We start from the raw sequence: 24,858 nt of genomic DNA, 5'->3' as shown, positions 1-24,858 counted from the left end.
AGCTGGAGGCCTTCTTCTCTGTCATTGATGACAGAGGAAATGCGACTAAGGGCTCGGAATTGCTCTACATCCGAGCGCGATTCGGAGATTCCGTCACCTCTTTCTACCGGTTCCAGGATCCGGACACAAAAGGTAGCTGACTATTACGACAGCGAAGGTAAAGGGCTAAGGCCACTCCTGCCGCTTCCGAACGCACGTCTAACCTCCGAATTTGGTGGAAGAATTCATCCAATTCTTGGATACGCACAAGGCCATACCGGTACCGATCTTGCCGGACCGCAAGGATCGATCATGGCTGCTGGTAACGGGATCGTTGAAAAGGCCGGTTGGGCTTCCACTTATGGGCATCAGACGATCATCCGGCATGGCAATGGATATGTCAGCGCCTATTCCCATCCAAGCGGAATAGCCAGAGGCATAAAAGAAGAAGTAAGGGTGTTACGAGGTCAAATAATCGGTTTTGTGGGATCGACCGGACGCTCGACCGTCCCCCATCTCCACTACGAGTTGACGGTGATCGGAAAAGAATGGATCCCTTCAAAGCAAGGTTGCCTCAAGTAAACGATTTGGCCGGCGAAGCTTATGGCAAATTTAGCAGATCGAGAGTTCGCCTAGACAAACTACTAAAAAACTCCCAAAGCTAATGGCAAATGATTTATCGTTTGCGGTGCAGCTGAAGCGAGGCCACAGCCGGCCTTTCTGATCCGTGGGTGCAGGAAAGTGTGCTCTGTCGAACCAGATACTAGGAGGCACCGAAGACGGTGCCTCCTATCTCTGTTACTTGAGAGGCGGCGCACTCTTATCGCGGTGTCCGTGGTCATCTAGGTCACCCGGCTTATGGCCAGGATGATCGTGATGAGGACCTGGCTTTTCCTGAACTGATTTATCACGATGACCGTGATCGTCCAGGTCGCCTGGGGTGTGGCCCGGATGGTCGTGATGCGGGCCGGGTTTTTCTTCGGGCATAGTATTCCTCCTGTTTCTGCAGCTCCTCAACGATTTCGGTGCAAGGAGGTTCCTGTCGTCTCCTGATGCATCTGATGGCTTGGATGCCTGCCTGCGGTCACGCAGCATTCAAGCCGTTTCACCACGACTATCCGGTTGCGGGTTGCTAAGAAATCGGGATGTCTAGCGTCCTTCGCCAGCGTCACGCGGTAGCTCGGGGTTTCACCGCCAGACAGCATTGATGGAAATGTTTGACTAGGCCCTTGAACCTCAAGGTACTAGAGATCCCATGATGTCCAAGTGCGTCAGATATCTCGTGGACGCCGAAACATCAGCAGACAATCATGAATGATCTTGAGAATTCAGCTAAACAGAAGAAGGCCAGCAGGTTTCTTTGCCCAACGTGTTAGGTTGATCTAGTTATGAGCGAATGCCAATCGATCGAAATCGACTGTTGCCCGAACTGCAGAGGGGTCTGGCTGGACCGAGGAGAGCTCGACAAAAATCATTTGACCGGAGGATTACGCAGAACGTCGCTCAGCCTCGGGAAACAGCATATGTACACGTTATTTCCGCTGATGATCGAGAATATGGGCATGGTTCCGGCCATGGCGGCCACGGAAAAAGCCACCGTCACGGATCGTTTCTGGGTCGGCTCTTCGATTAAAGGAAGAATGGGCATCGCTAACGGACCAGTTGCGTAGCCCTTCGAGAAAAAAACCAGGGAGGCAAGACATGGGCGCCGGCCAATCTCATTCAGCGACAACTTCAGCAAAGACATCCGCAGGGCGACATAAGAATAGGCTTGCCGCCGCCCTAGGATTGACGGTAGCGTTTATGATAGTCGAGGTGGTCGGCGGGCTTTGGACGGGCAGCCTGGCACTTTTGGCGGATGCAGCTCATATGTTGACAGATGCTGGAGGGCTCGTTCTCGCGCTAGTCGCAATCCGTTTTTCAGAACGCCCGGCGACCCCCCAAAACACCTACGGCTATGTCCGCATGGAGGTTCTGTCGGCGCTGGCGAACGCAGTGGTTTTGCTACTACTGACAATTTACATATTTTACGAGGCCTACGAGCGGTTCCTCAATCCACCTCCCATACTCGGCGGTCCCATGCTCATAGTTGCCATGTTCGGTCTGACCGTCAACCTGATCAGCATGAAGCTGCTTTCCGCTGGCTCGTCAGAAAGTCTGAATGTCAAAGGGGCGTATTTCGAGGTGCTTGGCGATATGCTAGGCTCGCTTGGCGTCATTGTTGCCGCAGGTGTGGTGATGCTCACCGGTTGGGCGCTCGCGGATCCGATCATCGGTGCCGGGATTGGCCTCCTTATCCTCCCTCGTACATGGACTCTCCTTAAACAAGCCATTCATATCCTCATGGAAGGAACGCCTCCCGAGATAGATATGCCGATGTTGGAGAATGAGTTGATTAGCATCCCCGGCGTCGATGCTATCCACGATCTGCATGTTTGGACAATTACATCTGGGGTCGACGCCATGAGTTGTCACGTCGTGGTGAATGATATGTCTGAAGCTCGTACGATACTCTCCCGTGCCCGCGCTATCATGGAGGAAAAATTTGGCTTGTCTCATGTTACAATTCAAATTGACGATCGGGCTATGCACGAGTCGGAAAACCCGATGAAAATTTAGTGCGATCGCCCGGTGGGTCCGCTTCAGCAACCTCATTGTTTCTACGTTCAGCTGGCTTAATCCGGCTTTGGTGCACTCGGTTCAGGATCGAGCGTGGAAGCTCGGTTGCTGCTTAGCTACCTCGGACGGTGAACGTCCCGCCCGAAAGTTCTGAAAGTGCCGCGCAAGCTCGGCAGGCCCGCTCCGGTGATGCCTTACGCGAGCATCACGCTGCGGCTGCACCCAAACCAGCCTTACCCTAAAGGGCAAGGAATGCATCGCTCACGGTTCCTCACGGGGGATGACATTGCTGACCACGAAGCGGCTTCGTGGCATCGCGGGCATCCGCGACCACTCGATCCGCAGATCCTGTTCGGGAACGTCATACCCGATCTGTCGGGTCAGCATGACCGTCGCCTGCTTCATGAGTTCGATGGTGATCCACTCACCTGGACAGCGATGGTGGACGGAGTGGTCTCCGCCGCCCTGCGGAATGGTATCCCGACCCGGGCCAAGCTCGCGCGCGTCAGAAGCTGCTGGAATTCCGGATACAGCGTGACGTCAGCGCTCGACCTCCATCTCCGCATGCGAATCTGCCATTGCTGCCGTCAGCTGAGAAATTTCCCCGATCTGGTCGGGACTCATCAGCGACATGAACAGGTGCTTGCGGTGGCGGTGCGGCCCTCCATCGAGGCCCTGCACGCCACCCTCCCCGAGCAGCGTCTTCTGGACTGCTTTCGGCATTGCGCCCTGGCGCGCGAAAAGGTCGGGTCATAGAAAAGCCTGGCCGCTTCCGGGCCTGTCATGCAGATCGTCCTCTGCAGCAGGAGCCGTGTCTCGAACAGGTCTGATTGGTGGCGCCGACACCCATCGGAAATGAAGCGATAGGGATCGCGGATAAGCGCTAGCGTCGAGTCCGGTATTTTCTCAAAAGGAATGCTTGCCATTGCCGCCTCGCCTGCCGTTTCGATCTCAAAGGTGCCTCACCCTATCGGACCCGCGGGCAGAGAGCGCTTGTGGGCGGTGGACCTATACGCCGTGAGGATCCGCTGCAGCGCGTTATCGCTGATCTCCCGGCCCTCAAGGAAGTCATCGATCTCGTCGTAGGTGACACCATAGACATCCTCGTCGGGCTTGAGCGGAGCGTCGGATTCGAGGTCGGCCGTCGGCACCTTGAAGACGAGATCGTCAGGTGCGTCGAGATGCTGCGCGACCGCCCTCACCCGACGCTTGTTGAGACCGGAAAGCGGTAGGATGTCGGCCGCGCCGTCGCCGAACTTCGTGAAGAAGCCCATTAGGGCCTCGGCAGCATGGTCGGTTCCGATGACAAGGCCGCGGGCACCGCCTGCCAAAGCATACTGGGCGATCATCCGCTGGCGGGCCTTGATGTTACCGAGATGGAAATGAAGGCGTTCGCCCGAAACGAGATCGTCGGCATCGCGCCGAATTTCGGCCAGCATGGCGTCGGCTGCGGGCTTGATGTCGATGGTGACTGTGCGGTCGGGGCGGATGACATCCAGAGACTTCAGCGCGTCGGCCTCGTCGGCCTGCTCGCCGTACGGAAGCCGTACCGCGATGAACTCCGCGCTGTAGCCGCCGGCTCGCAGCCGCTGCACCGCCCGCTGCGCAAGCATCCCTGCAGTCAGTGAGTCGACGCCTCCGCTGATACCAAGGACGAGCGCCCGCATGGACGATGCCTGGAGATAGTCTGCAAGGAAGGCCGAGCGGCGATCGGCTTCGGCCGCTGCGTCGAAAACCCGGCTCACTCCAAGTTCCTCGATGATCCGGGCGCGTTCGTCGAGCATGTCTGTCCTCCGGTGAAACCATTCATCTCAAGAACGTATAGCTGGCGCTCCCGTTGCGAAATTCCACTGCCGTGACTGATGTCAGCGGGGATCGATCGGCTTGACTACGAACCGATGAAGTCGACCACCAGCTTGATGTTCACAGGGCTATCACGACGTTGATGAGCCACGCGAATGCCGTGAGCCGAGCGGCGCCTCAGCTCTCCCGTCTTGGCGCGGTCGGATGTGACATCACGAACGGGAACACCGCGAAACAGCTGCAGACTGACCCAGCAGCGGAGCCAACAGATTGTCGGCCTCGCGGTTCAGCCCGGGACGTATGGCCAGATCATAGCTGGAGGCGATAGCCGCGTGCAAAGGGACTGCAGTCCAGTCTGGACCAGCAGGAAAAACCCTATGACCGCAGCGAAAGTCTACCCGCATCACGCCCAGCGCCTTCGCGGACCCGATATAGAGCACGGCGGCACCGCTTGCGCCGCAGAGAGCGACCGCTCCCAATAACGTCGTCAAGCCTGATCCTGAAGATCAGTTGGCGGCGTTCAGCGTTTACGAGTCTCCGGTCAGATGCTCTGATCTGACCTGCGGAATCTTCATGCCGGGTGAACCAGGAAGGTTAACGGGGCAGCTGTGCGGATCACATTCCCACGATTAACATCACCCGCTGAAGCTCGGCCCCCCACATCAGGGCTTGTGCACTGAATGGTCGCCCGCACTTTCAGGCGTACTTTTCTGTACAACGAACTCCACCTCCACGGATGCTGCTTTCTCGAACTCGAGCGTCGCCTTGAATTTCTCGCCCTCTGCCGGGCGCTGTCGCGGGTTCACCAGCATGATATGAGCACCGCCCGGCTGCAGGTTCAGCGTCGCGCCAGCCGGAATCTCGATCCCCTGCTTGGCGGGTCGCATCCTTGCGATACCGTCGACGATGGAGGATTCGTGGATCTCGAGACGTTCGGCCACAGACGTCGTCCCGCCTACGAGACGATCGCTCTGTGTTCCCGTATTCACGATCGTCACATAGCCACCGAGAACCGGAGCGACCGCAGGCGCCCTCGCCGACCAAGGATGCTTCAGCTCGAGGCTGCCTGTCTTGAAGTCGTGGGACAGCGCGGAGGTGGACAGCATGACCGCCACTGTAACGGCGCCGGCGAAGGTGGACGTGATCTGGACGGACAAAATGAAGTTCTCCAATTCAATTCGCTGAGTTCAAGCTCATCAGTCTCCGTACCGGAAAAGCTCCATCGGGTTCCACACCGATAGAACGCCGACGAGGCTGAACACGACAGACGTGGCGACAAGGACGAGTATGCCAGCGAACACGACCTTCCTCAGCATCACGATCCCCGGATCGGACGCAGCAGACGTAGCGCGTTCATGGTCACCAGAACGGTCGCTCCGGTATCGGCCAGGATTGCAGGCCACAGGCCCGTGATGCCGAGGACCGTGGTCACGAGGAAGACCGCCTTCAATCCCAGCGCGATGGTGATGTTCTGGAAGATGTTCCTCATCGTCCGCTTCGAGAGATCGACCATGAGGGCGACGTCCCCTACCCTGCCATGCAGCACGGCAGCATCGGCGGTCTCCAGCGCCACATCGGTGCCACCACCCATGGCGATGCCAACGTCGGCGGCAGCCAGTGCGGGTGCGTCGTTGATGCCGTCGCCGATCTTGCCGACGACGTAGCCTTCCTTCTTCAGCTCGCCGACGATCCGCTGCTTGTCCTCGGGCATCAGCTCCGCACGGACCTCGATGCCGAGCTGCGCGCCGATGGCGGTCGCCGTCCGCTTGTTGTCGCCTGTCAGCATGACCGTCTTGATGCCCGCGTCAGTCAGCGCCTTGAGTCCCGCAACCGCGTCGGGCCGGGGCTCGTCGCGCATGGCAATGGCACCAGCGAGCACGTCGCCGATCACAAGCACGGAGACGGTCTTGCCCTCGTCGTTGAGGGACGTGATCGTCTTCGAGTGAGCCATCGGGACCGTGACACGTTCGGCCGCGGCCTTTGGCGAGCCGAAGAAGACCTCGACCCCGTCGATCACCGCGGTCACGCCTTTGCCCCCAAGTGCCTTGGCATCCGTTGCCGCCGGAGCATCGATCCCGTCCTCGTTCGCCTTGTCGAGAATGGCGACAGCGAGCGGATGACTGGATCCCATTTCAAGCGCGGCGGCGTACCGGAGCACCTCGTCGACCTTGCGGCCGAACGGCACGACGTCGGTGACCTTCGGCTTGCCTTCGGTGAGTGTCCCGGTCTTGTCGAAGGCGATGGCGGTGAGCTTGCCCAGTCCTTCAAGTACGGCGCCGCCTTTCAGGAGCAGGCCGCGTCGGGCACCCGACGAAAGCGACGCTGCGATAGCGGCCGGTGTCGAGATGACGAGCGCGCACGGGCAGCCGATCAGAAGTACTGCGAGGCCCTTGTAGACCCATTCGCTCCAGACACCGCCACCAAGCAGCGGAGGCAGGATTGCGACGAGCGCAGCGACGACGACGACACCCGGCGTGTAGTATCGCGAGAAGCGGTCGATGAAGCGTTCGGTCGGAGCCTTAGATTCCTGGGCCTCCTCGACGAGGCGGACGACGCGGGCGATGGTGTTGTCGGCGGCAGCGGCCGTTACCCTTACGCGGAGTGCCGCATCGCCGTTTACGGTGCCTGCGAACACGCTGTCGTCGACCACCTTCCGAACCGGAACGCTCTCACCAGTGACAGGGGCTTCGTCGATGGAGCTTTCCCCCGCGACGATCACGCCGTCGGCCGAGATGCGGTCGCCGGGACGGACGAGGATGACCGAACCCACCGCAAGCGTCTCTGCAGGCACCTCGCGTGTCTTCCCGCCTTCTTCGAGCAGGGCTGTCTTCGGAACCAGTGCGGTGAGCGACTTGATGCTGTCGCGCGCCTTTCCTGCGGCCACGCCCTCGAGGAGTTCGCCCACCAGGAACAGGAATACGACGGCGGCCGCTTCCTCGGTGGCGTTGATGATTAGCGCGCCCACTGCGGCGATCGTCATCAGCATCTCGATGGAGAACGGGGTTCCCGCGCGTGCCGCCATGAAGGCCCGGCGTGCAATTGGGACGAGGCCGACCAGCATGGCGACGATGAAGGCGTACGTCGCGATGGGCGGGAACAGATGGCCGACGCCATATGCGAGCACGAGCGCCACGCCTGCCATGATAGTCAGGCGGCCCTTCTTGCTCTTCCACCACGGGCCTTCGGACGGGCCATGGTCATGTCCGTGCAGGCCCTCGATCTCGGCATGGTCGGATTTGGGTCCGTGGTCATGGCCTGCATGCGCGACGCTCTGGCCCGACGGCAGCGCCGTCTTGAGGATGGGTACGATCGAATAACCGAGACCCGAGACCTGCTTCTCAACAGCCTTCATGTCTGCGGACTGGCGATGCTTCACCGTCATCGTCCCGGAGGTGACAGAGACGGACACATCCTCGATATCGTCTATGCGCCGAACAGCGGTGTCGATCTTGGCCGCGCAGGAGGCGCAGTCCATTCCGCCGATTCGGAAGCGGGCCTGCAGGGGTCCGGGCGCCGTGTCCTGCGGGGGTATGCCTTGGTCGGGTACATGGCCATGGTCGGCGTGATCATGGTCATGACCGGAATGATTATGACCCGAATGGTCGTGATCAGAGTGATCATGGGAGTCGGCGTGTTGATGGTCGTGCGAGCAGTCCGGACCGTGCACATGGACGGATTCCGCGGCGACTGCCTTCGCCTGAATGGGTGTCGCTTCGTAGCCAAGCCCGGAGAGCTTCTTCGGGATGGCGGCGAGATCGCTGTTCTCGTCGTGCTTGACCGTCATCGTTCCTGCGGTGACCGAAACGGACACGTCGGTGACACCGGGCATGCGCCTGATGGCCGTATCGATCTTGGCAGCGCAAGAGGCGCAGTCCATGCCTCCGACACGAAATCTCGTTTGAAGTGAATCGCTCATCTTGGAATCCTCACTATTAATGTGAGCAATTCTACGACCTCTAGCTACTAGAGATGCAAGAGGATTATTCGGAAATGTTTTGTTTAACTGCGTCGCTCCGACGACAGCATCTCAGCGTAACCCTAAAGAAGCTGCTGATCTCGCAGATCGTTTAGGGTTTTTTCTCGCCCCCAAAACTGGCGCGAGTTCAAGCCATGAACGAACCTCGACTTTTAGAGATTGGTAACCCCACCACGCTAGTGTGGTTTTTCGGCTGCAACGGTCTAATCGGAACTGGTGCCAGACTGTAATGGAGCGGGCCAGCAAGCTCGTAAATGTAGGTTCAATTCCTACCCAGTTCTCCAGCCCCTTTAGTAACAGGCCTGGTGGGCGCAAATTTGTGAGCAAGACCGCGCAAGATAGAAACTGCGCTAGCTGCAGAGAGGCAAAGTCAGCACGTGGTGGATTCCAAACGACTAGAGTGGGTAGACGCCGCCAAGGGGATTTCGATCATACTCGTGGTGATGATGTATTCAGCCTTCAACACGGGTGAGTACACAGGCCAAGTAGGGTTCATGCACTACATAATAGGCTTTGCTTCACCCTTCCGAATGCCGGAGTTTTTTCTGATCTCGGGCCTGTTTCTTTCACAGGTTATATCCAAACCGTGGCCACTTTTTTGCGACCGCCGTGTCGTGCATTACCTATATTTTTACATCCTGTGGTGCGCAATTATGTTGGGCCTCAAGGTCGGGATATACGAAGCCGATCCGACCAAGATGCTTGCAGAGTTTGCGCTGGCTCTAGTCCAACCCTATGGGGTCCTCTGGTTCGTCTATCTGCTGGCGGTTTTTGGCCTTGTGGCCAAATCCCTCTACCATTTTAGAATTCCGGCTTTCGGCGTCCTTCCGGTGGCAGTGGCGATCCAGATTTTCACAGGCGAATCCGTTAGCTATGTTGCAACGCAATTTAGCGCGTATTTCGTCTACTTCTATCTAGGGTTCATAGCCGGACCTTTTGTGGTCGCAGTCGTGGGAGCTGCCGAACGTCATCCTAGATTTGCTTGGGCTTTGCTCTTTCTTTGGGCGATGATGAATGGCCTGCTTGTCTATTCATCTGGCTATATGGTTCAACCAACTGGGGTGCATATGGGCTTGGCGGGTTTGCCGGGATTGCGCCTTGTGCTGGCCGTGGCGGGCACGCTCGCCTTGTGCGTCACATCGGGCCTCCTTACGAAGCTGCCTTTTTCGGCCTGGTTGACCCTACTTGGAAGGCATTCTCTGGCCATATATCTCGTCTTCACGATCCCGATGTCCATCTTCAGGGCCTTTGCGTTGAAAAGCGAGCTAATAAGTGACACAGGTGTCGTAAGCTTCGTCGTGATGATTGTCTCTATCCTCAGCTCGCTGGCATTGTATGCAGCGGTGAAGATAACCGGTATCGCAATTTTCATTTTCGAGCGGCCGCGCTGGGCGCGCTTTCTGGAACGTCGCTTCAACCTCACGCGACCACGCGATAACCACTCCACAGAGACAACTGCCTCCGACGCCGCTTAAGATTGTCTGCCATTGTCGAAAAGTCTGACGTGCCTAAGGTGACAGCGACGTGCTCTCGCCCTCTTTGCGTTTCAGAGCCCTTTTTCAGCGCAAGGCGGCTTGCTCGGCACTGATTTCCGCGACGATGCGGCCACGCTTCGGACATCCAGCAAATTGATTGACTAGAACATGGCCGGTTTTCACAATATCCCAAAGCCAGTCCTCGCCAATCTCATGCGTGACGCTGAATCGTACACCTGCCGGCGACTTTCTAAGGCCGTCGTAATAAACATTTGCTTGATAACCCGCATTCATCCGCTCCACGCCTCGTAGACGGCTACAGCGGCATCCTAAACCCTTCATTTGAGCGTTGAAGCGCCGCTCGAAACTGCCGGATGTCTCCTCTAGCTTGTTCGCGTTTTGCGGAACTCTCGTCAGTCCATATTATGGAACTCAAATTGTAGCGGCGTGATTGATCGGTCCTAATTAGGACAATTGGTGATTAAGGCATGCCGCCGTAACGTCCGCCTTAGGCTCGATCATGCTTTTTGATCCATTAGCGTATTGACGAAAGAGCAAACTCAGCCCGGGACCCGGAGTTCCTACGTCCGAAAAGGAGCACGGCAGGTGTAAGTCAATGGTCATGGTGCTTCTCGTCAGGGGCGGATGAAACCGGTCCTACCGGCGATGATCTAAAGCTAGCAGGGAGCGCAAGCTAAGCGAGTTGCCACACCGCAGGAGCAGTATTGGTTGTCGAACTGCGGTCACCGCCAGCCAAGGCTGATTGTCAAGATCGCAGCCAATCTATCAACTCGGTTCCGAGAAGTTGCGCGTTCAATTGCTCGTCGGAGAGTTCGACGAAGCCGTCGAGGTCGCGCACGATGACGACGCCGGTGTTCTTGAAACGCCTGGCGATCGTTTCGAGGAACTTGAATTCCACGGTATGCTCGCAGGCGCCCATGAACAGGAAATACACTTGATCGCCGCGCTTCTCCGATTCCTCGAGAACCCACATGGTCCGTTCTTCATCCGAAGGATCGTTCTCACCATCGGTAACGAAAATCACGACCGAGCGTTTCCTTGCCGAAACCGGCGCTTCCTTGGTGCTCCCGCCGAAGAACCGGCTGAAGAAGCCTTCGCGTTCCTTTTCGCGTGGCAACCACCCGAAATGCTGCAGATTGCGCTCCAGCACATAGCTGTAGGTGGTTCCGCCCTTCCAGCCTGGCACTTTGTCGATCACGTTGCGGACGATGTAGTTCTCGCAATCGTCCGGAGTGACCGTTCCGACATGGTGAACGTGGCCCTTGCCATGACTGAAACTGAAGACATCGACCTTGCCATCAGGGTCTAGCACCATGCCGTAGGGCACCAGCCGTGCAACGAGCTTGCTCGTGGTGCCTTCCTCGTGCTCGTGCTCGAAAGAGCCGGAGACGTCCATGTCGAAGATCAGCTCGGCTTTGATGTCAGCCGCGACCCCCGCCTTTTCGAGAGAAAGACGCAGCGTTTCCGCCGACTTCTTGAGGTTGAGTTGCAGTGCCATGGCCGATCGGTCCTCACTCTTTGAGTTGCTGAAGGATGTTCCGAAGCTGATAGGAAAGTTCGCCGGCTTCGGTCGGGGTCAGCTTGCGGTTGTTCTCCAGCATCGTCGTCAGCGACGCGATGCTTCCCAGAAAGCCTGGAACCATGACGAGCGCCACATTCTGGATCGCCCCGATGAGCCGGAGCGGCTGTTCGAGCTGCATCTCTCGCATCGAGGCGCCGCTGCGAATCTGCGCCACGGTTTGCGTCAGGCTCATGGCTCGCTCCAGCAAACGTTGCGAGAGCGGCGGCCGGCTCACGCGCAGATGGTCCGACAGAAAAGATGCCGCGAGTGCCGAGGCTTCGGCTTCATCCCCCATGTCCTCAATCCGACGGGCGTGCAACTCCAGCGTCTCCTTGAATGACAACAGAAGCTCGAGTGCCTCGCCCATCAGCCGGACCAGTTGGTCGAGCTCGATGCGCGCCGCTTGCAGCTCACTAGCCGTGTCGATCCTGCTGTTCGCCTTCTTGAAATACTCGCCGAGAATTCCAGCCGCTGAAGAGGTACCGCAGACGGCCTTGATGTCGATCGCGCCAAGGATGTCGGTCATTCGGCCGATATATCCCGTCGCCTTCTTCAGCACATCGGCCTGCGAGAGTTCGAGCGTGCGCGACACCAGGTCGCCGTAATCCTGCTGGAGGCGATGGCCCCAAAGGACGGCCTGCCGGTCACGCGCGCTTTCGACCACGAACGACTGAATCAGCCGGAGCGCCTGCTCCAGCACCTCAGGTCTCGCCAACGGCGACAGTTTCCGAATGTCGGAGAGCTCGACTGCGATCCGCTTGCGTTCCACCCCGGGGATCGCAGTCGGCTTCGCCAGCAGCGGCATCTGCGCCGACCGTCCAGTTTTCGCCGTCGCAGTCCCACTGTCGTTCCCGGTACTGGCGGGCGCCACAATTGTCGGCTTTGCGGGCGCATCAGTCCCAGCCGATTCGCCAGGCTTGGCCCTTGGCGTCCGTGACCGCTCAGCCGGCGGAACGATCACCGTTGGGCGAAGCCTGCCCTGGCGATTATCCGGCATCGTACCACGCGAGGGAGGGGCTTTGTTCTGGGGCATCGCTCTCTCAGGAAAAGTGCGCGAGAACGTCGTTGAACGTTCCGGTGAAGCCTCGGCCGACGGCCGCGTATTCCCAGCCCTCGGGGCCGAGCAATATGCTGCCCAGTTGGACGACATTGAACTCTTTGAATTCGTCCGACAGCTTGTAGGCGCCGAGTTGCTTCCCACTGCCGTCCGACAGTGTGATGGTGCAGACGTCGATGTCGCCGAACGCCGCTTCCTCCCCCTGTTCGGCGCCCTGCTCGGTCTCGTGGCTGCCCCCATGTTCCGCTTCATGGACGGTGACGAAGATCGGTATCTCGTTGACCCCCGCCGGCAGCTTGGAGCCGTCAATGACAATGGTCTCGGTGTTGTTCTGCACTCTCTTGTCGCCACTGTGGAACAGCCCACCGCTGGGCGTCTGAAACGATCCTTCAGGGTTTGACGGCAAGGTGCCGCCATTTGGGTTCATCCGCGTGGTATTGTAGGTCGACAGCACGCTGGTAAGTTCCGTCACCTTCGCGCCGTTCCCGTCGCTCCGCGCCTCAAGCGCGTGAACGTCGACATCATCGGCGTGGTCGGCATCGCACATCCACTCAACCTTCACGGTGAACTGCGCTCCCTTGTTGAGGGAAAGCTTGAGCTTTGGCGTCGCGGTGCCGGGCTTTTCAAGAGATAGGGTCAGCATGCTTGTGAAACTCCTGTGATCTGACTGCGCCCATGTTTGGGCGCGCGGAAGCCGGCGAGCGCGTTACCGCGACGACAGGGCGGCAAGCTCCTGACGGGCGGCGGCAAACTTCTGGCGCGCCTGCTCGAATTTTTCCTCGGTCGACTTCTTCGCCGCCGCGACGAGGTCATGGATCTCGCTGGTGGTGGTGATGATCTGCTCTATCTGCTGTGCCTGCGCAAGGCGGTTGTCGCCCGGAGCCTGCGCCGCGGTGACCGCGATGTCTTTCAGTGCGCGGCCGCGCATCTCGGTCAGCTGCTTGTCGAGCTTGGCCTGGCGGCCGGCCAGCTGCTGCACGCTCTTCACCGCGAACGCGCCATGAATCGAAAGAAGCGTCATTTTGATCGACGCGAACCGCGACGCCACCGTGCTGGCGGTCTCCTGCAGGGTCGCAATGCCGGCCTGTTCGATCTGCTGAATCACCAGCTGGTCGGCCGGCAGCCGCGTGTAGGTACCTTCCAGCGCCAGCGCGCGGCTCTCGATCAGCCGCAGCCTGTCCTTGAATTCCATCATCCTTGTCTGCGCCACCGGATCGGCCGGATTGAGCTGCGCCTCCTCGTCGGCGACATAGGCGCGCGCCTTGTCGAGGAAGGCGCGGGCGACAGCCGCGGCCACGGTGAAATCGCTGAAATGCGCGCCATAGCTCTGCTTCAGGGCATCGAGCGCCTGCAACTCGCCGAACAGCTTCTGCATTTCGCCGGAAAGTTCGCCTTCGAGCTTCATCATCCGGTCAGCGAGCGTCCTGGTCCGTCCGGTGATAAGGTCGCCGATTTCCGCCAGAAATTCCGCCGCGACCTCCTCCGGCCGCTTTCCGCGAAACCTTCCCAGCAACGAACTCAGGAAACCCGGTTTTTCGCCGTTCTGGAGCTTGTCGAGGATTTCCGGGAGATCGGCATCCTCGACGCCCTGTTCGAGACGGCCGAACAGCGCGAAGACGGCGGCCGCGCTGTTCTTGTCGAGCCGCGCGAGGAAGCCGTCCAGCGTCCGCTGCAACGCCTGCTCTGCCTCTAGACCGATCCTGATGACGTCGCCCGAATGCATGGCGGGAAAGTCGAGCGACGCAAGCGCCTTCTCGGCTTCCAACACTTGCGACTCGCTGAGCACGATGGCCCCCGTGTTCATCGGTACCGCCGGAACGATACTTTTCGCTGGCTCGCCGGTAAGGAGGCTGGGGGAAGAGCCGATGGTTGTCGGTTTCATGACTTGATCCTCCGCTTGCTCGACGTGAGAAGAGTATCTCTTATTGGTGCAGCATCCAAATCGCAAGTCGATACGATTCTGCGGGTCAAGCGGCGAGCGCTACCGTATCCGCCGCCGAAGCACGTCCGTGGCCGTCAAGGTGAGGCCGGCCTCAGGGGCACGTCCCGCAGACACCTCCGCTGGGCGGCACAAAAGCAGGCTGGCAACAGCCCCGTATTTGTTACAGTCAGTGTTGCGGCGAGGAAAAACCAATAGCGCGTCACATAACCCATGTTATTTTCTACGTAATGTAAACCTATCGCCATTTAGATTTAATGACAATTTAGCTCACTGAGAAGGGAGAAAGGCGCGCTACCCTCTCTCCCCCACAACCACTAAACCGGTCTCCCCATGCTTCAGCCTGCGGCTTGCAGCACCGGTCCGATTTTTTACAAAAATCCGACGCGGCCCTTCGGGTGGGTGATCCCCCTCCGGTTTAGCGCTTGTCCCCCTCTCTCCAGCTGTTCCGCACGAGCTCGGGAGCAGGACCAGGTCCTGCCCTCCCTTCGATTTGGGAGGTCAAACGGCTTCGGCCGGTTTTGTGGGTAGGGGTGAGATGATGAAGCAGGGAATGGAAGACGGTTCGCTCTTCGAGAAGATGGAGCGCCACATCGCGGCTCAGAGGGCGACGGCGAAGACGGTAAGAGAGTGGGACGAGAAGCGAGCAGTCGAGCGCGTAAGCCCTGTGATTTATGCCGGGGCCTTGGCTGCTGCATCGAAGGAAGACGAGGCAGCACGACTATCGATCGTCATGCACAGGCCGCCGATCGAAACGAATCCGACCGCAAGCTCGAATATCTAGTAGCCTACATCCTGACAACGCAGGCACCTTTGGATCCCAATGAGATGGAGATGATCAAGACACAGGCGGACAACCTGATCGTTTGAGTTGGCCGGATAGACGCTAATATCCGTTCGCTACCCAATCACCTGAAGCGGATTTCGAATATCCAATAACGCGATCGAGAGGTTGAGCGGACGGCGTAAACTTAATAGATGTAAGGCAAGACACTCCCGGCCCGGCTGGATTCTGGTCGCACTCGCCAAGTCGTATTGAGATACGGTCTTCCGATCCGCGAGTTCGCATCGGATTGGAGGAGTAGGCTCGGCGGTATGCCGCCAAGGCCTCGTCTTCGCTCGGGGTCTCGAAGGCCGGAGCTAAAAATTCGCGTGGGAGAAGAGACGGATCAGCTTTTATGGCTGCTACAATCTCTTCCTGCGTGGGTACGCGAACTTGCGGGTTTGGCTGCGGCGTCAAAACGTAAGTTGCGCCGGAGCCGGCAGCAATGCCGACGCCGGTAGCGATTACGAGTAGGATATTCTGATTCATGGAGTCGTCCTCATAGATTGAGGTTGAACCAATGGCGTTCCTTCACGCCTTTGTCGTTCGGGATATCGAAGAAATAGGGGTCAGCTCTCATTGGCCTTGGCTGCGTGATGACAACCTGGCAGCTGTTGCCAAAGCCGTTGTCATTGTTTGAATTGAGTTCGCGGATTGTGATGCCAGCCTGCTGGTTTGCGCGTTCGTTCCCATAGAGCGTCCGGAACGCGCCACGGTTGCTGCACTGGTTGACCGTCTTTGTGCATACATTCGCCTCGCCACCGCCAAAGAGGGAGTCGTTGTCGCGGCCAGACGAGGCCCGTCCGGCCTGGAAACCGGCAGGGCAATCCTCAAAAGGTTCATGGCCGGGTTTCCAGGCTTTAGCTTCTTCGCAGATCGGCCACGAAAAGCCGGGCTTTTTCATCGCCGAAATCAGCTTCTGCATGGGAGGCACGCAGTACCCTACCCCCTGCCATGAAGGGTTTTTGGACGCTGCGCAAAGGAGTATCTGGCACCCCCAAGACGCATCTTGCGCCCTTGCGGCAGGTGTCATGGCAAAAGCCGCAACACCTGCGGCGACAAAATACAGAGCTTTCATTAGCTTTCCCTCTCTCATTCGTTCACTGCGGAATTGGCCGGTGTGAGATCTTGGCTTCTATCGCGTGGGGGTCTGTTCGGTCGGAGGCCGCATAAATGACGGCGGCGATCAACGAGAATGCTGCAAACCAGAGGATACCGACGCGGTAGAGGAGGGGGCGGTTTGGGATATCCCGGCAAACCGCCGCAAATGCAAAAAAGCCGACAAGATAGCTGTCGAAAGCGAGATGACGCTCGGCCTGGAATAAGGCTGAGACCACGAGGAGGACCAGAGCGCAGGGGGCGTGGATCCACCACAAACGTTCGCAGGGCACGATCAGGGCGAGCGAAAGTGGAATGGCAACCAATAGCGCCGCCATCGGATCGACCGCGAACAATGTCGCGATATGTGCGATATCCGGCAACTATCGATCTGTCCTCTTAGGTTTGTTGCGTGCGTCATCAAACGGCGGCGAGATTTCGCTTTTTCGTTCTGCCAAAAGGTTGAAATCCGCTAGAGGCCGCCGCTCAAGGGTCTTATCAACCGCTTTTCGCTGCCATTCGTTCATGTCGAGCACATAGGTGCCCCACATTCCATAACGGGCGGCCATGGCATCGTGCTGATAGGAAAGGTACTGTTGGTTGGCGTAGGGGGAATCCACTCGCGCCCAACCTACGCGCAGCATTTCCGTCGCCACGTCTCGGCCTTTGACCGTGCATTGAGCGAGAGGAATGCCATCATTCCCATACCCAAGCGTCGTGCAGACCGTCACCTTGTTGCCAATGGTTCGCTTAAGCCAAGCTTTCGCAAGCGGGCCACAGGGAACCGGCATAGGCGCTTGGTTCTTTGTCCGGTCTACCCACTTGGGGTGGAGAGCCCATTGCGGAAGCTCGCATGCGTCGATACTCGCGAGGCGGACCTTATAGCCACGTCCGAGAGAGCCATACCAAAGAGTGCGGCCGTCCAGAACGGTTACAACGCCTTTGAAGACCGGCAACCTGACGGGCGCGGAGTCGACGGGTGGTGCAACGCGCCCCGAGTAGCGCGGGGTATAGTATTGTAGGTCGGCGGCCATTGAAGGTGTGGCAATCGCAGCGATAATGACGCCGAACAGTGGAATATGTTTCATTGCTCCGCCTTCCTGGCGCGCTGATTGGCTTCTCGGCTGAGGGTAATCGACGGGTGCTGGACGTCTTTGAACTGCCAGAGACCGGCCTTTTTCTGCTGGGCCATCTGTTCGGCCACAGAGTAGGGGACATGATATGGAAGTCCGTCGCTCTTCAATGCAGCAAACGCATACCCACTGCTGACGAGAACCTGCCCTAGATCCAGCTGCTGGCTCCCAACGGTCGCGTAACAAATGACATACGAAATGTTGTTTGCCTTAGCGACTGGTGCGCAAATCGGCTGTGTGTCCTTGATATACGCGGCAAGAACAGCAAGGGACGCCTCGCCGCAATCGCGAGTATTACCGTGGGCATCGGTATAGTTGGTGCCGCGCAAACATGACTGTATGCCATAGAGACGGAACCGCTCTCCATTGGACACCCATGTGTCTCCGGTCTCGAGCGTTATCCCGTCTGGCTTTAAATCGAAATAGCCCTCCGGGGCTGCGACAGCCCAGGAAGGCATCAATGCCGCCATAAGAAGAGCTATCCGCCTCATTGCGACTTTACCCGCGGATCAGCCCACATGCCGAAGTCGCCCTTTTTCCCGAGCTTCTCGGCTTCCTGTAGATCAGGCCGCTCCACCGAACCATCAGGCTTCTTGGCGAGACGAAGAGCGCCCAGAGAGAGAAGCTGCTCTTCGAAATTATCGACCGAGTCCATGGCACCAGGGTAATTGTAGTACCCGTAGCACGTCGCATTCTGCATCGTCGCCCCCTGCTCACTGACGAAAGCGCGGCAGAAAACGACCTTTGGGCTCTGCAACATGACCTGAAGCTGCTTAAGAGCATAGTCATCACAGGTTCCCGCATAATCTTCGGTCCGGTTGACCAGATCCCCCTTACACGGCTGGAGACCGTACAGATGTACTGTCGTCTTATCGTCAATCTTGAAGTCGGTTCCGGATACCGCCTTGAACCCTGAGGCTGTTGCATAGCCCTTCCGGTCAACGACCTTCCCATTGCCGTCATAATACTCGATCACCAAAGCCGTCTTACCGGGGGCGGCGAGCGACTTGACGTAATCCTTGTTGATTGCCGGCGCGGCAAAAGCTTGTGTTGCCATTGCGCAACTTGCGAGTGCGGTAATGATGGTCCGTATCATTTTCTAGCCCTAACCATCTTGGTACAACGGATTCCCTTGAGAAAGGGGGTTTAACACTGGCACAAAAACTTGTAAGTCTGAGCCAAATCGGTATCATACAAGCATCAACTTAATCGGTTTTCTTCCCAATCACAACACCGTTTGGCAGGCGGAGACGATGGAAAAAAGGGCTAGCATGGCAGGCTTTTCAGGCACCACCGTCCTTTTTGGGACAGCTTTCGTTACGCTGTGGTCGGCCAACTGCGCATATGCCCAAGATGCTGTAAAAGATACCAGAATAGCCAGCGCATACAATGAAGCAACAACGTCTGAGCCACCGTCACTAGCTACCAACTTCGCGGAAAGATGGGCTGGCGAGCCTGTCGCAGCCAAAGAATTTGTCTTGGGCGCTGATGGCGTAGTGAAGGACGCGAACCAGCAGAAAGACACGACCGAAGCGGCCGCTTTGCCAAGTACTAAGATTGGCGCAGGAAACACCCCGTATGTGGATGTGACAGGATCGGAAGTGGACTCCCCGCTCGCTCCTCGTGCCACCGGTTCACTTAGCCAAATTGGCGCAGTAAATGTCTTAGCTTCGCCCGTGTTGGGGACAAAGGAGTGCGGGGCGTCTCCGATGACGCCTGACGAGATCAAAGCATTGGTTGTAGAAACCGCGCGCCGCCATCAGGTTGACGAGGGGTTTGCTGTGGCGATTACATGGGCCGAAAGCCGGTTTGATGTGGTTCGCAACTCTCCCAAAGGTGCGCGTGGCCCCATGCAGCTTATCCCTGACACCGCTACGAGGTTCGGTGTCGTTGATGTCTGCGATCCTCGGCAGAACATCGAAGGCGGTATCAAGTACCTCCGCTTCCTGCTCGATGAGTTTCAGAATCCTCTGCTTGTAGCCGCCGCATACAACAGCGGCGAGAACCGGATCTACGAATATGGCGGCGTACCGCCGTTTCAGGAAACGGTCGGATACGTAGCAAAAGTCCTCAATTTTCAGCTTGGCCTTCCGATGCATACGGGCAAGCGGAAGGCCGGAAATGTCGTCCGCGAGGCAGCGGCGACGAATACGGCCAACGGTAGCGGGGTAATTGCCGTTGAGAAGACCGGCAAGTTTGTCGGCGGCGTGATGCACTTTTAAGGAGAGAGTCAGATGAAAAGTGTGAAGTTGGGTCAATCCCAGGCGGTTAAGGTGATCGCGCTTCTTGGCGTGGTCGCGGCGGTACAGATCGTCGGCGCAGAGCTGGCGTTTGCGCAAGGGGCAGGCGGGGGCGGTAGCGGTGCTTTCGGCCCTATCCAGACCGCCGTGCAGATGATCGTGGATTTCATCACTGGCCCATTTGGCCGGTTGTTGGCGATCATCGCCGTTATCGCCCTGGGCTTCATGGCATTTGCTGGTCGTTTGTCTTGGTTTACGGCCGGCGCGGTCGTTATTGGCATCGGGCTCGTCTTCGGCGCTCCGGCCATTGTTGATCAGATGATTTCTTCGGTGGGCGGGCAGTAAGTTGAGCGAGTTCTCGGATGAGAAGCCGGCGCTTACGCCTTTGGTGATCGGTCTGACCCGATCACCTACCCTATGGGGCGTGCCATACATGGCGGTGGTGCTGATCATCGGCCTCACCATCATCGGCTGGCTTGCGTCAAACCATCTCGCCGCACTTCTGCTCGCGCCTGTTGGCTACCTCGTCCTTTTCTCGCTTTGCACATGGGACGCGAAAATTCTCGACGTGCTTCAGGTTTCGTCACGCAAGACCCCCCGCACTCCCAATAAGCGCTTTTGGGGCACCAACTCGTACGGACCATAATCATGCTGAAAGTCGTCAAAGAAGAGCTAGGATTTGGGAAGGTCGCCGGAAACGAGCGGCCTATGTCCGTTCATATTCCCTACATGCGGCATGTCTCGGACACGGTGATAGGTCTCGAGAATGGATCGCTCGCCAGCGTCATCAAGCTCGACGGCCTGTTTTTCCAGACCGAAGACCAGGCAGAATTGAATATGCGATCAGTCGTCCAGAACACGATGATCCGCGCGCTCGGCTCAAGCCGGTTTTCCCTATGGTCAACCGTGATCCGTCGCGAGGTCGAGACCGAGATCGGCGGAACGTTTGATCAATCATTCTGCGACATCCTGAATACGCGATACATGGGTCAGCTTCGCAAGAAGCGCATGTTCACAAACGAGATCTACTTGACGATCGTCCGTTCGGGCATGCGCGGGGCGCTTGGTGTTGGCGACACGCTCAAGCGGATTTTTACGCAGTCTAACAAGGACGCAAAAACACAGGCCACTCGCGAAGAGGTAACGGACCTAGAGGAACTGATCGGCAATATCGTCCGTGAACTGAGTAAATACGGAGCCCGCTCGCTCGGCATAACCTACCGGAAGAAGTCCGACGATACTGCAAAGATTGAGGGGCAGGAGGAAGAGACCAAGGGCGAACCGTATTCCGAGCCCTGCGAATTCTTCAATTCTATCCTCACGGGTAGCGTGTCTCGGAAGATGCGACTGCCGCGTATGGGCATTCGTAACTTCATTGGAAGATCTCGTCTCCACTTCGCCAAGCGCGCTTTGCATGCGCATGCCGCCGTGGACGAAGATTCGCGGTATGGCGCACTGCTGTCCATCAAGGAATACCCTCCTTTCACTGGACCCGGCATGTTGGACGGACTGTTACAGGTGAACCACGAGTTCATCCTGACGCAGTCGTTTACCCTTGCCGACAAGCCGATTGCGCAGGAGCGCATAACGCGCCTTCAGAGACAAATCCGTGCCTCGGACGAAGCTGGGACGTCTGTAGAATCTGACATCAATTTTGCTCTCGACAGCATGCTGAATCAGGAAGCCGTATTTGGCTTCCACCATTTTTCGCTACTTTGCATTTCCCGGGACCTCGAAGGCTTGAGCCGCTGCGTTTCGGAACTTGGTGCATGCCTCACGGACATGAACATCAATTGGCTGCGTGAAGATCTGAATCTTGAGGCAGCGTTTTGGGCGCAGTTACCCGGCAACCACTCCTATATTGCTAGAAAGGCGATGCTCTCCAGCTCGAACTTCTCGGGCCTGTCATCGATGCACAATTTCGCCAGTGGTCAGGCGGAACGTACGCATTGGGGCCTTCCCATCACTATCCTTGAGACGACATCGCAGACGCCCTATTGGTTCAATTTCCACCGCCGCGATATCGGGCATTTTACCGTCACAGGACCGACCGGCTCGGGTAAAACTGTCGGTTTGAGCTTCCTGCTCGCGCAGGCCATGCGAGTTTCACCAACGCCGCGCGCCGTCTTTTTTGATAAGGACCGCGGAGCCGAAATCTTCGTTCGAGCCATCGGCGGATCTTACGAGATCCTTTCCCCGGGGACACCAACTGGATTCAATCCGCTCCAGTTGGAGAACACCGGGCCAAACAGAGAATTTCTTCAGCGCCTTCTCAAGGCAATGCTCGGTGGACGTGATCGCCGCGACTTCACCCAGGAAGATGAAGATATCATCGAGCGCGCTGTCGTCCGCCTCATGGAAGAGCCGGCACAACAGCGAAACCTCACCAACCTCGGCAACCTGCTTATGGGCCGTGCACGGGCGGACGCAAACGATCTCTATTCCCGCCTTCGTCCTTGGATCGAAGGTGAGAAAGCGTGGCTCTTTAACGCTCCGCACGATGTGCTGTCCTTCTCCGGCAGGACCGTATTCGGCTTCGACATGACCAACATTCTTGGCAACGAGGAGCTGCGAACCCCCGCACTTATGTATCTCTACCATCGGCTTGATGAACTGCTGGATGGCAACCCCGTCATGTTCTTCATGGACGAGGGCTGGCAGTTGCTCCTGGACGACACCTTCAGCGCGTTCATTGTCGACAAAATGAAGACCATTCGCAAGCTCAACGGCATCGTAGGCTTTGGCACTCAGTCGGCCGCCGACATTGCAAAATCGAAGGTGTCCCACACGCTAATTGAGCAATCATCCACGAACATTCACTTCCCAAATCCGCGTGCAGACGAAGAGAGCTACATCAAGCGCTTTGGTCTCACGGTGAAGGAATACAACTTCATCAAGAATACCCCGCCCGAGAAGCGAACCTTCCTGATCAAGCACGGCAATGACTCCGTCATAGCCAGGCTCGACCTGTCGAGCATGCCCGATCTCGTGAAAGTCCTGTCCGGGCGAAAGGAAACGATCGAGGAGTGCGCTGCACTCCGCGAGCAATACGGAGACGAGCCGGAAAACTGGTTGGCTAAATTTTGCGGATGGGAGAATGCTGAATGAGGAAAAGTCCCACTCTGGTGCTGCTTGCTACAGCCATGTCGATTGGCGCTCCAAGCGCGGCCTTTACGCAGGTTCCAATCACCGACGCCGCTCTTACGGCGGACGACACGGTGAGGGAGAAAACGACCGACGACATCAAGGAAACAGACAAGAAACGTCATTCTGTCAGCACGAGCGTCACTTGCTCGATGTACAAAAAAGGGAAGGGAGGCGACGCGCCGTCTGCCGCGCAAGCTAATCCGGAGATCGTCGGCCTCGTAAAGCGCGTTGCCCAGGAAGAGGGCGTAGACGAAACGCTGTTCATGTCTCTTGTCTATCAAGAGAGCCGCTTCAACCCGTGCGCAAAATCACCGGTAGGCGCGACGGGTCTATCGCAGCTTATGCCAGGAACCGCGAAGGACCTCGGCGTTGACCCAAACAACATCGAAGACAACCTTCGGGGCGGCGCGCGGTATCTCAAGCAACAGCTGAAGCGTTTCAACGGGAATACGAACCTCGCTCTGGCCGCTTACAATGCTGGCCCTGGCAACGTGCAGAAGTATGGCGGCATCCCACCATTCAAAGAAACCCAAGGCTATGTCGCGAGCATCACGAAACAATGGATGCCGCAGTTTGGCGGGTCTGATACCTCCAACATTCCGATGAACTATGGAGGAGGCAGGACAGCCTTCTCGGGTGCTCGTGACAGCTCGATGAACGCTATGGCGACGAGCCAGTCTATCACGGAAAGCAGTGGCAATGTCAGTTCGTGGTTGCAGCAGCTCGGGCAGATGCAGACGGGCACGATCCAAGACAGCTGGGACCAGAACTCAGGGGCGCGAAACGCGAATCTCGAAATGATGAATCAGGTCATTCGTCTTGGAGCGACAATGGCTGAACTCATGAACTCGAAGAACGCGCTGGATCTCGGTGAAAGGTCCGGCTCGTCTCGCACGAGCTCGGTGAAGAAAAAAGACGATAAAGACCCCGAAACGGTGAAGCTCTGTGACCCGGCGCTGAACGTAGAATGGAATGAAACGGAACAAGCTTGCGCCCAGAAGAGGGAACGGGCGTCCGAAATGAAACTGATGTTGAGTACACAATAAAGGAGAACTGCCATGAAAAAGACGATCGCAACGGCGTTTTCGCTGGCTCTAGCTTCGACAGCGTACGCTCAGGTCCCCACAATCGACAATGCTAACCTGAAGGTTGCTCAGGAAACATCGAAAACAACGACCGACATCCTCGATACCAACAAAGAGGTTCTTAAGACTGTCGAAGAAACACTTAAAGCCGTAACGGGTGACCGTGGAAGCGTGCAAAGCCCTATGCAGAACCTTGCTATCGGCAATGGCTTCAGTGTTTCCCAGATGCCGTCCTTCGACAGCTTGATGAGCGGTGGCGTACCGAATTTCGGAAGCATGGGCGGCGATATCGGCAAAGTAGCCTCCACATTCATCAACGGGCTGCAGCTGGTGAAAAACCTTTCGGGAAAGGCCGATAGCACGTTCTCAGGCGATAAGTCGTATGAGGAAGTGATGAATACGGTCCTTGGCGTAGCTGCTCTGGTGACTGGATCAAATCAGGCTGTGCAGCAGCGTACGCAATCCTTCCAGCAAGCGGGTCAGCAGATCGGCAAGGCTGAGGATATCAAGGGCTCGATCGATCAGAACACGCAGCTCCAAGTTCAATCGGGGCTGGTGCTGAACGAAATGATTGGCGTCATGAATGGCACCGTTCAGTCGCTTAATGCCCAAAATCAGCAGCGTCTTGTCGATATGTCGAACTCGAAAAAGGCGATGACCTACGGTGATTAAGGCATTCGAAACAGCTGGAAAAGTGCTTCTAATCGCGACGTTCACGGCCGGGCTTACCGGCTGTGGAACGGCTGCGAAAGAGAAAACAGCACCCTGCAAAAGACCGGCCAACATGACGTCTTTCGTTGAGGATCCGCGTCACGACTGTGGCCCGATGACGAACGTCAACGGTGATCCATCAGCCGCTCTCGCGGCCATCGACACATTAGCAACTGAATAGGGGCGTTGGG

The 24,858-nt window shown here is 57.6% G+C and carries 27 protein-coding genes and 1 tRNA gene; 13 read left to right on the top strand and 15 right to left on the bottom strand.

Annotation, left to right across the window (positions count from 1 at the left end):
• Window positions 1–291: 291 nt before the first annotated feature.
• From ACSQ8R_RS31950 to ACSQ8R_RS31940, 3 genes are all read left to right on the top strand, one after another.
• On the top strand, window positions 292–561 hold the full coding sequence (locus ACSQ8R_RS31950; protein ID WP_436257397.1) for a M23 family metallopeptidase: 270 nt from the start codon (window positions 292–294) through the stop codon (window positions 559–561).
• Between the two features lie 941 nt (window positions 562–1,502).
• Window positions 1,503–1,649 carry a hypothetical protein gene (locus tag ACSQ8R_RS31945; protein ID WP_436257457.1) on the top strand — a complete coding sequence of 49 codons (147 nt, stop codon included), beginning with the start codon at window positions 1,503–1,505 and terminating at the stop codon, window positions 1,647–1,649.
• 31 nt (window positions 1,650–1,680) lie between these two features.
• Window positions 1,681–2,598, top strand: a complete 918-nt coding sequence (locus ACSQ8R_RS31940) for a cation diffusion facilitator family transporter (RefSeq protein WP_436257396.1) — start codon at window positions 1,681–1,683, stop codon at window positions 2,596–2,598.
• Between the two features lie 261 nt (window positions 2,599–2,859).
• Here the strand turns inward: ACSQ8R_RS31940 and ACSQ8R_RS31935 are convergent, their stop codons facing one another.
• The 5 genes from ACSQ8R_RS31935 to ACSQ8R_RS31915 all read right to left on the bottom strand — a co-directional run bounded on the left by ACSQ8R_RS31935 (window position 2,860) and on the right by ACSQ8R_RS31915 (window position 8,317).
• Window positions 2,860–2,985 (bottom strand): hypothetical protein, encoded by a 126-nt coding sequence (locus ACSQ8R_RS31935; RefSeq protein ID WP_436257395.1) that lies wholly within the window; start codon window positions 2,983–2,985, stop codon window positions 2,860–2,862.
• A 153-nt stretch (window positions 2,986–3,138) separates the two neighbouring features.
• Window positions 3,139–3,321, bottom strand: coding sequence for a hypothetical protein (locus ACSQ8R_RS31930; RefSeq protein ID WP_436257394.1), 183 nt, complete (start codon window positions 3,319–3,321; stop codon window positions 3,139–3,141).
• A gap of 239 nt (window positions 3,322–3,560) precedes the next feature.
• The gene (gene nadE / locus ACSQ8R_RS31925) at window positions 3,561–4,382 is read right to left on the bottom strand and encodes an ammonia-dependent NAD(+) synthetase (RefSeq protein ID WP_436257393.1); all 822 of its coding nucleotides are present in this window, start codon (window positions 4,380–4,382) and stop codon (window positions 3,561–3,563) included.
• Between the two features lie 681 nt (window positions 4,383–5,063).
• A complete protein-coding gene (locus ACSQ8R_RS31920) occupies window positions 5,064–5,558 on the bottom strand; it encodes a copper chaperone PCu(A)C (RefSeq protein WP_436257392.1) in 495 nt (164 codons plus the stop codon).
• A gap of 158 nt (window positions 5,559–5,716) precedes the next feature.
• Window positions 5,717–8,317, bottom strand: coding sequence for a heavy metal translocating P-type ATPase (locus tag ACSQ8R_RS31915; protein WP_436257391.1), 2,601 nt, complete (start codon window positions 8,315–8,317; stop codon window positions 5,717–5,719).
• 270 nt (window positions 8,318–8,587) lie between these two features.
• Here ACSQ8R_RS31915 and ACSQ8R_RS31910 point away from each other — a divergent pair.
• Both ACSQ8R_RS31910 and ACSQ8R_RS31905 read left to right on the top strand, forming a co-directional pair.
• Window positions 8,588–8,661 (top strand) — tRNA-Ala (locus ACSQ8R_RS31910).
• A gap of 93 nt (window positions 8,662–8,754) precedes the next feature.
• Entirely contained in the window at window positions 8,755–9,852 is a 1,098-nt protein-coding gene (locus ACSQ8R_RS31905; protein WP_436257390.1) for an acyltransferase family protein, read from the top strand.
• Window positions 9,853–9,936: 84 nt separating this feature from the next.
• Here ACSQ8R_RS31905 and ACSQ8R_RS31900 read toward each other — a convergent pair whose 3' ends face one another.
• From ACSQ8R_RS31900 to ACSQ8R_RS31880, 5 genes are all read right to left on the bottom strand, one after another.
• On the bottom strand, window positions 9,937–10,146 hold the full coding sequence (locus ACSQ8R_RS31900; protein WP_436257389.1) for a hypothetical protein: 210 nt from the start codon (window positions 10,144–10,146) through the stop codon (window positions 9,937–9,939).
• A gap of 472 nt (window positions 10,147–10,618) precedes the next feature.
• Window positions 10,619–11,371: a VWA domain-containing protein gene (locus ACSQ8R_RS31895; protein ID WP_436257388.1), complete on the bottom strand. Its 753-nt coding sequence runs from the start codon at window positions 11,369–11,371 to the stop codon at window positions 10,619–10,621.
• Window positions 11,372–11,384: 13 nt separating this feature from the next.
• Window positions 11,385–12,239 (bottom strand): hypothetical protein, encoded by an 855-nt coding sequence (locus ACSQ8R_RS31890; RefSeq protein WP_436257387.1) that lies wholly within the window; start codon window positions 12,237–12,239, stop codon window positions 11,385–11,387.
• A 235-nt stretch (window positions 12,240–12,474) separates the two neighbouring features.
• Entirely contained in the window at window positions 12,475–13,134 is a 660-nt protein-coding gene (locus ACSQ8R_RS31885) for a TerD family protein (RefSeq protein WP_436257386.1), read from the bottom strand.
• A gap of 63 nt (window positions 13,135–13,197) precedes the next feature.
• Window positions 13,198–14,373, bottom strand: coding sequence for a hypothetical protein (locus ACSQ8R_RS31880; RefSeq protein ID WP_436257385.1), 1,176 nt, complete (start codon window positions 14,371–14,373; stop codon window positions 13,198–13,200).
• A 595-nt stretch (window positions 14,374–14,968) separates the two neighbouring features.
• Between ACSQ8R_RS31880 and ACSQ8R_RS31875 the strand changes: the two genes are divergently transcribed.
• Window positions 14,969–15,214: a hypothetical protein gene (locus tag ACSQ8R_RS31875; protein WP_436257384.1), complete on the top strand. Its 246-nt coding sequence runs from the start codon at window positions 14,969–14,971 to the stop codon at window positions 15,212–15,214.
• A gap of 538 nt (window positions 15,215–15,752) precedes the next feature.
• Here the strand turns inward: ACSQ8R_RS31875 and ACSQ8R_RS31870 are convergent.
• The 5 genes from ACSQ8R_RS31870 to ACSQ8R_RS31850 form a co-directional block, all read right to left on the bottom strand.
• Window positions 15,753–16,178 carry a hypothetical protein gene (locus ACSQ8R_RS31870; RefSeq protein WP_436257383.1) on the bottom strand — a complete coding sequence of 142 codons (426 nt, stop codon included), beginning with the start codon at window positions 16,176–16,178 and terminating at the stop codon, window positions 15,753–15,755.
• A gap of 175 nt (window positions 16,179–16,353) precedes the next feature.
• Window positions 16,354–16,734, bottom strand: a complete 381-nt coding sequence (locus ACSQ8R_RS31865) for a hypothetical protein (protein ID WP_436257382.1) — start codon at window positions 16,732–16,734, stop codon at window positions 16,354–16,356.
• Window positions 16,735–17,439: a thermonuclease family protein gene (locus ACSQ8R_RS31860; protein WP_436257381.1), complete on the bottom strand. Its 705-nt coding sequence runs from the start codon at window positions 17,437–17,439 to the stop codon at window positions 16,735–16,737.
• Window positions 17,436–17,975 carry a thermonuclease family protein gene (locus ACSQ8R_RS31855; protein WP_436257380.1) on the bottom strand — a complete coding sequence of 180 codons (540 nt, stop codon included), beginning with the start codon at window positions 17,973–17,975 and terminating at the stop codon, window positions 17,436–17,438. The genes ACSQ8R_RS31860 and ACSQ8R_RS31855 overlap by 4 nt, the downstream gene beginning before the upstream one ends.
• On the bottom strand, window positions 17,972–18,580 hold the full coding sequence (locus tag ACSQ8R_RS31850) for a hypothetical protein (RefSeq protein WP_132665705.1): 609 nt from the start codon (window positions 18,578–18,580) through the stop codon (window positions 17,972–17,974). The genes ACSQ8R_RS31855 and ACSQ8R_RS31850 overlap by 4 nt, the downstream gene beginning before the upstream one ends.
• A 157-nt stretch (window positions 18,581–18,737) precedes the next feature.
• On the opposite strand from ACSQ8R_RS31850, the gene ACSQ8R_RS31845 reads away from it, so the two are divergent.
• The 7 genes from ACSQ8R_RS31845 to ACSQ8R_RS31815 are packed head-to-tail and all read left to right on the top strand — an operon-like array spanning window position 18,738 to window position 24,848.
• Window positions 18,738–19,706, top strand: coding sequence for a lytic transglycosylase domain-containing protein (locus ACSQ8R_RS31845; RefSeq protein WP_436257379.1), 969 nt, complete (start codon window positions 18,738–18,740; stop codon window positions 19,704–19,706).
• 12 nt (window positions 19,707–19,718) lie between these two features.
• The gene (locus ACSQ8R_RS31840) at window positions 19,719–20,069 is read left to right on the top strand and encodes a TrbC/VirB2 family protein (protein ID WP_132665707.1); all 351 of its coding nucleotides are present in this window, start codon (window positions 19,719–19,721) and stop codon (window positions 20,067–20,069) included.
• 1 nt (window position 20,070) lies between these two features.
• Complete coding sequence (locus ACSQ8R_RS31835; RefSeq protein ID WP_080517092.1) at window positions 20,071–20,370, top strand: type IV secretion system protein VirB3; 300 nt, start codon at window positions 20,071–20,073, stop codon at window positions 20,368–20,370.
• 2 nt (window positions 20,371–20,372) lie between these two features.
• Window positions 20,373–22,832 carry a VirB4 family type IV secretion/conjugal transfer ATPase gene (locus tag ACSQ8R_RS31830; RefSeq protein ID WP_436257378.1) on the top strand — a complete coding sequence of 820 codons (2,460 nt, stop codon included), beginning with the start codon at window positions 20,373–20,375 and terminating at the stop codon, window positions 22,830–22,832.
• On the top strand, window positions 22,829–23,917 hold the full coding sequence (locus ACSQ8R_RS31825) for a lytic transglycosylase domain-containing protein (protein WP_436257377.1): 1,089 nt from the start codon (window positions 22,829–22,831) through the stop codon (window positions 23,915–23,917). Before ACSQ8R_RS31830 ends, ACSQ8R_RS31825 begins: the two co-directional genes overlap by 4 nt.
• A gap of 12 nt (window positions 23,918–23,929) precedes the next feature.
• Window positions 23,930–24,628 (top strand): type IV secretion system protein, encoded by a 699-nt coding sequence (locus ACSQ8R_RS31820; RefSeq protein ID WP_132665710.1) that lies wholly within the window; start codon window positions 23,930–23,932, stop codon window positions 24,626–24,628.
• Window positions 24,621–24,848 carry a hypothetical protein gene (locus tag ACSQ8R_RS31815; protein ID WP_436257376.1) on the top strand — a complete coding sequence of 76 codons (228 nt, stop codon included), beginning with the start codon at window positions 24,621–24,623 and terminating at the stop codon, window positions 24,846–24,848. The genes ACSQ8R_RS31820 and ACSQ8R_RS31815 overlap by 8 nt, the downstream gene beginning before the upstream one ends.
• Window positions 24,849–24,858: the final 10 nt, after the last annotated feature.

This window comes from Neorhizobium sp. LjRoot104, assembly GCF_964253725.1.
Classification (GTDB): Bacteria; Pseudomonadota; Alphaproteobacteria; order Rhizobiales; family Rhizobiaceae; genus Neorhizobium.
Note: the sequence above shows the minus strand (reverse complement) of the source record. Positions and strands in the feature narration are given on the sequence as shown.

Bases quoted from the DNA above. Each gene is read 5' to 3' on its own strand.
- ACSQ8R_RS31950 (WP_436257397.1), top strand. From the start codon at position 292: ATGGCTGCTGGTAACGGGATCGTTGAAAAGGCCGGTTGGGCTTCCACT.
- ACSQ8R_RS31945 (WP_436257457.1), top strand. From the start codon at position 1,503: ATGTACACGTTATTTCCGCTGATGATCGAGAATATGGGCATGGTTCCG.
- ACSQ8R_RS31940 (WP_436257396.1), top strand. From the start codon at position 1,681: ATGGGCGCCGGCCAATCTCATTCAGCGACAACTTCAGCAAAGACATCC.
- ACSQ8R_RS31935 (WP_436257395.1), bottom strand. From the start codon at position 2,985: ATGCTGACCCGACAGATCGGGTATGACGTTCCCGAACAGGATCTGCGG.
- ACSQ8R_RS31930 (WP_436257394.1), bottom strand. From the start codon at position 3,321: ATGCCGAAAGCAGTCCAGAAGACGCTGCTCGGGGAGGGTGGCGTGCAG.
- nadE (WP_436257393.1), bottom strand. From the start codon at position 4,382: ATGCTCGACGAACGCGCCCGGATCATCGAGGAACTTGGAGTGAGCCGG.
- ACSQ8R_RS31915 (WP_436257391.1), bottom strand. From the start codon at position 8,317: ATGAGCGATTCACTTCAAACGAGATTTCGTGTCGGAGGCATGGACTGC.
- ACSQ8R_RS31900 (WP_436257389.1), bottom strand. From the start codon at position 10,146: ATGAATGCGGGTTATCAAGCAAATGTTTATTACGACGGCCTTAGAAAG.
- ACSQ8R_RS31895 (WP_436257388.1), bottom strand. From the start codon at position 11,371: ATGGCACTGCAACTCAACCTCAAGAAGTCGGCGGAAACGCTGCGTCTT.
- ACSQ8R_RS31890 (WP_436257387.1), bottom strand. From the start codon at position 12,239: ATGCCGCTGCTGGCGAAGCCGACTGCGATCCCCGGGGTGGAACGCAAG.
- ACSQ8R_RS31885 (WP_436257386.1), bottom strand. From the start codon at position 13,134: ATGCTGACCCTATCTCTTGAAAAGCCCGGCACCGCGACGCCAAAGCTC.
- ACSQ8R_RS31880 (WP_436257385.1), bottom strand. From the start codon at position 14,373: ATGAAACCGACAACCATCGGCTCTTCCCCCAGCCTCCTTACCGGCGAG.
- ACSQ8R_RS31875 (WP_436257384.1), top strand. From the start codon at position 14,969: ATGATGAAGCAGGGAATGGAAGACGGTTCGCTCTTCGAGAAGATGGAG.
- ACSQ8R_RS31870 (WP_436257383.1), bottom strand. From the start codon at position 16,178: ATGCAGAAGCTGATTTCGGCGATGAAAAAGCCCGGCTTTTCGTGGCCG.
- ACSQ8R_RS31860 (WP_436257381.1), bottom strand. From the start codon at position 17,439: ATGAAACATATTCCACTGTTCGGCGTCATTATCGCTGCGATTGCCACA.
- ACSQ8R_RS31855 (WP_436257380.1), bottom strand. From the start codon at position 17,975: ATGAGGCGGATAGCTCTTCTTATGGCGGCATTGATGCCTTCCTGGGCT.
- ACSQ8R_RS31850 (WP_132665705.1), bottom strand. From the start codon at position 18,580: ATGATACGGACCATCATTACCGCACTCGCAAGTTGCGCAATGGCAACA.
- ACSQ8R_RS31845 (WP_436257379.1), top strand. From the start codon at position 18,738: ATGGAAAAAAGGGCTAGCATGGCAGGCTTTTCAGGCACCACCGTCCTT.
- ACSQ8R_RS31840 (WP_132665707.1), top strand. From the start codon at position 19,719: ATGAAAAGTGTGAAGTTGGGTCAATCCCAGGCGGTTAAGGTGATCGCG.
- ACSQ8R_RS31830 (WP_436257378.1), top strand. From the start codon at position 20,373: ATGCTGAAAGTCGTCAAAGAAGAGCTAGGATTTGGGAAGGTCGCCGGA.
- ACSQ8R_RS31825 (WP_436257377.1), top strand. From the start codon at position 22,829: ATGAGGAAAAGTCCCACTCTGGTGCTGCTTGCTACAGCCATGTCGATT.
- ACSQ8R_RS31820 (WP_132665710.1), top strand. From the start codon at position 23,930: ATGAAAAAGACGATCGCAACGGCGTTTTCGCTGGCTCTAGCTTCGACA.